The organism is candidate division KSB1 bacterium, assembly GCA_034505495.1.
Lineage (GTDB): Bacteria > Zhuqueibacterota > Zhuqueibacteria > Residuimicrobiales > Krinioviventaceae > Fontimicrobium_A.
The window spans coordinates 1-6,700 of the sequence record JAPDQV010000074.1 but is presented as its reverse complement, the minus strand read 5'-3'; the positions used below and the strand labels follow the sequence as shown (position 1 = coordinate 6,700).

At 54.4% G+C, this 6,700-nt stretch carries 8 protein-coding genes; all 8 read right to left on the bottom strand.

Annotated elements, in window-relative coordinates; all coding sequences use genetic code 11:
• Positions 1-139 precede the first annotated feature (139 nt).
• Complete coding sequence (gene cmr4 / locus ONB24_15385; protein MDZ7317494.1) at positions 140-1,141, bottom strand: type III-B CRISPR module RAMP protein Cmr4; 1,002 nt, start codon at positions 1,139-1,141, stop codon at positions 140-142.
• 4 nt (positions 1,142-1,145) lie between these two features.
• Positions 1,146-3,920: a CRISPR-associated protein Csx11 gene (locus ONB24_15380; protein MDZ7317493.1), complete on the bottom strand. Its 2,775-nt coding sequence runs from the start codon at positions 3,918-3,920 to the stop codon at positions 1,146-1,148.
• A 10-nt stretch (positions 3,921-3,930) separates the two neighbouring features.
• Positions 3,931-4,320, bottom strand: coding sequence for a HEPN domain-containing protein (locus tag ONB24_15375; protein ID MDZ7317492.1), 390 nt, complete (start codon positions 4,318-4,320; stop codon positions 3,931-3,933).
• The gene (locus tag ONB24_15370) at positions 4,307-4,666 is read right to left on the bottom strand and encodes a nucleotidyltransferase domain-containing protein (protein MDZ7317491.1); all 360 of its coding nucleotides are present in this window, start codon (positions 4,664-4,666) and stop codon (positions 4,307-4,309) included. The genes ONB24_15375 and ONB24_15370 overlap by 14 nt, the downstream gene beginning before the upstream one ends.
• Positions 4,663-5,016 carry a hypothetical protein gene (locus tag ONB24_15365; protein ID MDZ7317490.1) on the bottom strand — a complete coding sequence of 118 codons (354 nt, stop codon included), beginning with the start codon at positions 5,014-5,016 and terminating at the stop codon, positions 4,663-4,665. Before ONB24_15365 ends, ONB24_15370 begins: the two co-directional genes overlap by 4 nt.
• Before the next feature lie 21 nt (positions 5,017-5,037).
• Entirely contained in the window at positions 5,038-5,469 is a 432-nt protein-coding gene (locus tag ONB24_15360) for a HEPN domain-containing protein (GenBank protein ID MDZ7317489.1), read from the bottom strand.
• Positions 5,466-5,948, bottom strand: coding sequence for a nucleotidyltransferase domain-containing protein (locus ONB24_15355; protein ID MDZ7317488.1), 483 nt, complete (start codon positions 5,946-5,948; stop codon positions 5,466-5,468). The genes ONB24_15360 and ONB24_15355 overlap by 4 nt, the downstream gene beginning before the upstream one ends.
• Positions 5,935-6,700 (bottom strand): hypothetical protein (locus tag ONB24_15350; GenBank protein ID MDZ7317487.1); only part of this gene is annotated, 766 nt, incomplete at its 5' end. The genes ONB24_15355 and ONB24_15350, both read right to left, overlap by 14 nt.

Here is a 6,700-nt window from a genome sequence, read left to right as displayed (position 1 = left end):
CAGGTAGAGGAAGCAGGCATAGACGCCGTTCTCCTGCAAGACGCCCAGGGTTTTAGTCAGGCTGTTTTCGGCCTTTTTGGGGTCCGATTGCAGCGCTTGGACAATCTTCTGAGCGTGCTGGGCGGCCAGATAGTCGAGGTTATTTTGCGGGTTCATCCTGCCCCTCCTTGCAATTCAGGCTCTTGAAGATATCGTCTTGTTTTTTCGCAGCCGGCTTACCGACAATCTGGATGCGCCCGAAGCCGCGCGTGCCCATGCCGCCCACGCCCAGGTATTCCATCATCTTCAGGCCGGCGCGCACCACGTCCAGCGGCCCCTGCCACGCTCCGCCAGGAAGGTCACTGTTTTGAGCGGTTTTCTGAATTGGGAATTGAGGCCGCTTGTCCTGTTTATCATGGCTGAAATCGTCCAGGACGACTTCGGCGGTGAGGAAGGTGGCGCGCGGGATGGCTTCGTAGGTGTAGAGCTCCCCCTCGGCGGCGGCGCCGGTTTGCGGGTTAATGCTGACCGAGGTGCGCACTTCCAGGTTGCTGTTGACGATGGGCGAGAAGAGGGATTCGGGGACGAGGACAATATGATTCTGGACGGCCTGCCACTGTTCCTTTTGCCAATCTTGGGGCGCAGTGATACTTACCTGCTGCTGCTCTGCGTTCAGCATCAACCAGCCCAGGTTGAGTTTGCCGGAATGCGCGAAGGTCGTCCGGCAGGCGCCTTCGGCGGGTTCGCCGTCCGGCACGTTCTGGAACCCTGCTTCGCGCAGGCGCCCCATGGTGCTGACCCAGACCGGCCCGCGCATGGAGTGGACGGGAAAGAGCAGAATGCGGGCATCGAAGAGGTTGACGACGCCGGAGGACATGGCTTTGCCTTTGAGATAGCCAAAGGTGTAGCAGATGGGGTTTTGCGCCGGGTTGTCTATCTTCTCCTGGCTCTGGCCGGCGGCCTCAGGCGTGCCATAGAGGTAGGCGGCGTAGGCGCGGGCCGCCCCGTGCAGGCTGGAGCCGGGGATTTTCGGCAGGCGTGTGCCGGGTTCGCGGGCGATGCTCAAATCCACCCGTCCTAAGCGGTAGCCGCCCGCGCCCGGATGAACCGGGTCGAGGGTCATTAAAAGATATCGTTGAAAGGCATAACGCTCTGAGGTCATCGCTTTACTCCTTTTCAATTTTTTCTTTGAGAATTTCCAGATGCAGTTCGGCCAGGTCGGCCAAATCGCCGCGGGCGGCGGCCGCAATCAAGTTCGTCCGTTCCGATATAGAGAGCGTTTCCCATGCTTTACCCTTGGGCCATTCGGCGTTGGCAAGGGTATCGGCTACGAAGCGCTTGAAAGTTTCATCATTGGCCGATTCTCCGTTTTTATCCGCTTCGAACCAGCGTTCGCGGGCGGTTTCGATGATTACCAGGACTTGATGGATTTGGGTGAGGGTCAAGCATTGGGAAAAAGTTTCCCAAACGCTCTCCAGCCGTGCCAGGTCCTCCAGGTAAAAGGGGCGGGTGGGGCGCGCCGGGCGGCGGCCTTGCTCGTCGTAAGCGGTCTCGAAGCGCCGCGCGGCGGTATCCAGCCAGAGGAAGTCGAAATGCGAGGGGGTGATGGAAACGAGGTCGCCTGGCTGCAAATCCCTGACATGCACCCACGTCTTGCCATCATGGGTGAACTGGCGGGGGCGGGGCGGGTTGGGCGGGCTGTCCAGCGCGAAATACGGATACCACCAGTCTTCCGTCTCCCCATCGCCCATCATGACCGGAACCTGCCAGGTGATGCCGTTCTCGAATGCGAGCATCAGGGTTTGACCATCGGCGAAAAGCTGCGGATTGCTCTTCAATTTCCACTGTTCACTGTTCACAGCCGACTGACTGCTGTCCAGCATGGCGCGGGCGGCGTCGAGAGCGGCAAAGAGCGGCGTGCGGCGTCCAAAGTACACCACGCCCAGGTAGAGCGACAGGCGGTTGCGGACTTTGCCCAGCTCGCGCTCGTACTTGGCCCGGATGTGCCGCAGGATAGCAAGCGACTTATCCGCTGGAACGAGCATCAGGAAAGAACGCGGCTCGGCAAGGATGGGGATGGCCGTGGCATATTGATTGGACTGATAGCCAATTTCTCGGACAGAAATACCATCGAGCAAATTTTTCTTGACCTGTCCTGCTTGCACATCTGCATTGTACAAGATGGGCTGATTGGATTGGTTTTGGTTAATGAATTGCGTTTTCAAGTAGTCTTCCACAAAGATAGCAGCAGTCGCCGGATGATTGTAAATGTCCGAGTGAGCGCCTAACTGACGTGCGATGTAACCGGGGTTATCTATGCTGACCAAATACCCTTCCTGGCCCCCTTCTGGCGGTACCCACACGAGACTGAGCATGGTTGAACCTGCTACCAGGTCGTAAGCGTGAAATGCACCTAATTGTGGGTCTTTGGTCAGGTAAATTTTCAAGCGGCGGCGGTCATCGCTCAATGTTGGTAAAATCTCAGCCTGAACTTCCTTCCAGAAAGCGTGTGTTGTTTCCAAAATGCGCCGTAAACGGCTGAACGAAGGGGTTTTTGTCGTAATTGGAGCGCCGTTGGTATTCTTTGGATCATTCGGAGCAACAACGAAAAGCGTTTCAAGCAGGCTTCCATTCAGCCACTGACGTAAATCGAACTGTCCGGCAATGAGCGCCAGGCGACCGTTGACATCGGCGACTTCATCGTTCCAAATGGTTGTGTCGGCTTGGGACGTCGCCCATCGCTGAGAGCGGTCAGCGCGGCGTTCTTCGCAAATATCGCATACATGACGCTGGAGAGCTTTCTGACCGGGTCCCTGCGGGCGTAAGCCGCAAACGGTACAAATGTCAGCAACCGGCTCATTCCAATGTGACCGGACGGCCTTGGGGTCAGAAGTCAAAACATAGCGTTGAGCCAGGAAAGCGCCGATGTTGGGCAGTTCATCGTTGGAGGAGTTGGGCCATCCCGGATCCTGTCCCCACCAGGGAGTTGTTTCCAGTTCGATGTGGGGCGCGATTTCCCCGCCAAGTTTGAGCTTGGGTTCGTTCTTTACCGTGCCTTGCGAGAATTCCTGCAAGATGAGACTTCGAAGTGTTATACCACTGCTGTCGGTATAATCCAGTAAATCGGGCACATCCGGCACGACATAGACGCTCCCGTTCTCATCCCGATACACTTCGCTGCCCAGAGGATAGGTCACTTCCAGGAGCGTTTGCACTCTGTTCAGCCCATCGGTCAGTAACTCTTGCCTGGCGAGCAAATCGGGAATGCGAATAGCATTGAGCAGGTACTTCAGCCCATCGAAACGCACAGCGAGCAATCGCCAGCGAACGTTGGATACTTGAAGGGGTGTTGCTGTCAGCAAGGCACCGGCAAGCGCAGATTTATATAGCGCGCCGACCAGCATTCCCCAACTCCACAAGTCCACTTCATTGATGGGACGGCGGCTATCAGCAACAGTCTGAGCAAATAGCTTGCTGATGCTTTTCCGTAAATTTTCCCGATCGGTGGCAATCGTTGCCAGATTTGCCCAGGGTAAATTCCATAAATTCTGTGTCAGATTGGTTGCAACGGCTTGCTCGAAGCCAAAAGGTGAACTGATTTGCACACCAGGATAGGCTTGCTCGCCATCAACAGGCTCTTGCTTATCGAAATGTGCTGTGTTGTGACAGCGAGAGATCAACTGTCCTAAAACATCTTGGTTCCAGGTTGTATCGTCAAGCAAATTGGCAACGTTTCGCGAGATTTCGAGAAGTGCAAAATTGACACCCAGCAAGGTTGGTTGTCTTGTTGCCAGTTCTTTTCGTTGCAACGCTTGAGCTCTACTGTGTGGAGCCTGGGTTTGCAAATGCTCTTCGGAACATTTGCGATAGTCATGCAGCCAGCCAATCGCTTCGGCCAGGAGCAGGGCATCGCGTTGTCGTCTCAGGTCATCCAGGGACATTTTTTCTCCCTCATCCTTCATTGATGGATTGTTCGATTCTTACGAGCGCTTGGCGAGCCGGCTCGAACGCCTGTTCAGCGTCGCGGCGGTCAGGCAGACCTTCGGGCAGAGAACCGGGCAGGGCATCCGGGTAACGGGTAGGGATATAAACGCGGTCAAGCAGTTGAATTTCGAATGCCATATCAGCAAGCGGGTTCGGATCGAGCAGGTTGATCAGGTCGGTCAAGCTATGGTTGCGGGGCGGCGTTTTGACTTGATGCACCAGCCAGGCTTTAATCGTTTTCTCCACGTACTGTTGGGCATGGAAGCAGCTCTGGTTATATAGCTTTTCATTTAAAGCCAGTTCCGCCATGCGTAAATCCTGCCGCGCAAAGAATAGCCAACGATCACTTTCCTTCATAGATCACCTTTCCTTTGGCAAGGATTTCATCCCGTGCGAACGAGCGCTCCTGCGTAAGTTGGGCAAACTCTTCAGGAGTGTAAACGAGAATGTCCATCCCAACCTTTGGCTGCAGGAGCTGTATCACCTCACGCGTTCGGTCAAGAAATTTTTGCTTGGTCTGTTTGATGATAACCAAGTCAATATCCGACCATTCATCGACTTGCTCATCGGCAAGGGAGCCAAAGAGTAGAATACGCTGGGGGGCGTAGTGCTTTCGAAGGAGCTTGAGGCAGCGCTCCAATTCAGATTTCAGAAGGGCTCGTCGCGCACGGGCTTTTTTTTCCATGCCATTGATTCGGCTCATTCTTCATCTCCTGCCGTTACCAATGCCTTCCCGACTTTTATGACCTTTTCCAACAACTCTGTAAAAGAGCCAAACTCGCGCTGAAGCCGTTGTTCGGTAGGCTCAGGCGTCGGCTCGATGAGCGTGGCCGGCCGTTCGTTCATGGCCTTACCTTCACGCTCCCACCACTTTTTGGCTTTTTCATATTCCTGTTGTTGTGGTTTGCTCATCTTTGCCGGTTCCATCTGCGCCAACGCCTTAGAGCTACTATGTGGCGCCTGAGTTTTCAAATGCTCTTCGGAATATTTGCTGTAGTCGAGCAGCCATCCAATTGCTTCCGCAAGAAGCATGGCTTGCCAATTTTTCAGCAAGTATTTCCAACTTATTATTACTTATATCTCATCTCCGCGAACAAGGCGTTCGGCCAGAGAATAGGCTTCTTCAGCCATTTGCAGTGCCTGACGGGCGTCATCTTCACAAAAGAGTTCCCACGGAGTGCAACCTCCGGCCTCGTCTCCATAATCGGTCTGGATATGAATGTCAGGGCCCAACATTTCAGCGCATCTGGTGAGGGCTTCGACTAACGGAGCTTCTTGGGGCGAGAAACGTCCCTCCTGAAGCACCTGCTGCAGCTGAACGGCCGGGTTATGCGTGCGTCCCACCGGCCCGATGAGAGAAAGTACCGCTTTTGCGCCATTCTCTACGCTCAATTGACTGTTATCCACGGCGGCACGCCAGCGTCCCAGCGCCATATCCTGTCGAGCCTCTTGTAGAAATCCTTGCGCCAGGCGCAGGCGATAACGTGCTTCAGGTGTAGGTTTCATCTTATATTCTCCCAGCTTGGCGCCCATTCAACGGGGCGGTTTTGTTGCCAGCGCCAAACCCAATCGCCGTTCAATCGTTCACGTCGTAAACCCATTTTATCTATCCATGAGCAAAGTTTGCGAAATTTTTCATGGAGATAGCCTTGCGGATCAAAAAGCACAAGGGCATCCAGCGCAATATCCAAATAAAGCGAAGGAAGTTGGGCTTCGAACTCTTGAGGAGTTTTTGCCAGAAGCGAGATACGAGCGCACCATTCTCTGGGAAGCATGGATTTGAGATAAAAATGACGCGGGAGCATCCTTTTAGGAAGGTTGTGGGCAATAATTAAGAGGTCCCAATCGCTTTCCGGTTCGGCGTCACCGCGTGCCCGTGACCCGAAAAGAGCTACGGCTACCAAGTCATCAGTCAGACCCTGTTCCAGCGCCTTTACAACCGGCTTTAACAAGATCTTTGCCGGTTCCGCTTTAGCACGAGACATTAGACACCTCCTGTACCAATTGGCTTAGGCGTGTCAGGGCTTTATTGTCAACGCGTGTTTGTACCCGGCCCTGAATCTCATCCTGCGCCACCCCATACCCGCTCGTGCGCTTGGCGGAGAAGCCGTAGGTGAGCATCATCTCTTTGATGCCTTTGGCCACAAGTTGCAAATCTGCAAGGGCCTGCTTGCGGATTTCGCTTTCGGGCTGGCCAATCAGGTCGAAGGGGACGTAGAGCAGGGAGAAGGTGCCCTGTGCGCCGGCGGGGACGCATTCGAACAGAATGGGATTTTTGCCAACGCGGCGTTTGCGGTCGTGCGGATTGACGATTTCCAGGCCGGTTTCGGTGAAGAAGGTAGGATAGAAGTACAATCGCCCGGCCTGCCCGCCTTCTTCGCCGCGCGTTTCGCCAAAAAGTCGCCGCATCTGCTCATCATCCTGTTTGTCATGCCCCAATTGCCAGAGCGCCGCGTACAGGTTGCCTTTCCAACCGGTCGGGCGTATCATCGGCAGTTGAAAGACCTTATCCCGCACTATGGGGTTGTCTATGATATAAAACGGGTTGTTTTCTTTTGAGATGTAAGGTTTGGCGGGGGTGAAGGTGAACTGGATGAACCAGGAGGCTGGAGGAAGCAACGCGAAGTCAATCTTGGGTTGCTCAAAGGCACTCTTATAGAAGTCTTCCAATTTCCAGCTGCGCAATTGCTGTAACGGTTTGTCTTTGTTAGTCAGTGTGTCTTTTTGCCAGGTAGAA

Excerpts from the sequence above, each read along its gene's own strand:
- cmr4 (MDZ7317494.1), bottom strand. The coding sequence starts at position 1,141 with ATGACCTCAGAGCGTTATGCCTTTCAACGATATCTTTTAATGACCCTC.
- ONB24_15380 (MDZ7317493.1), bottom strand. The coding sequence starts at position 3,920 with ATGTCCCTGGATGACCTGAGACGACAACGCGATGCCCTGCTCCTGGCC.
- ONB24_15375 (MDZ7317492.1), bottom strand. The coding sequence starts at position 4,320 with ATGAAGGAAAGTGATCGTTGGCTATTCTTTGCGCGGCAGGATTTACGC.
- ONB24_15370 (MDZ7317491.1), bottom strand. The coding sequence starts at position 4,666 with ATGAGCCGAATCAATGGCATGGAAAAAAAAGCCCGTGCGCGACGAGCC.
- ONB24_15360 (MDZ7317489.1), bottom strand. The coding sequence starts at position 5,469 with ATGAAACCTACACCTGAAGCACGTTATCGCCTGCGCCTGGCGCAAGGA.
- ONB24_15355 (MDZ7317488.1), bottom strand. The coding sequence starts at position 5,948 with ATGTCTCGTGCTAAAGCGGAACCGGCAAAGATCTTGTTAAAGCCGGTT.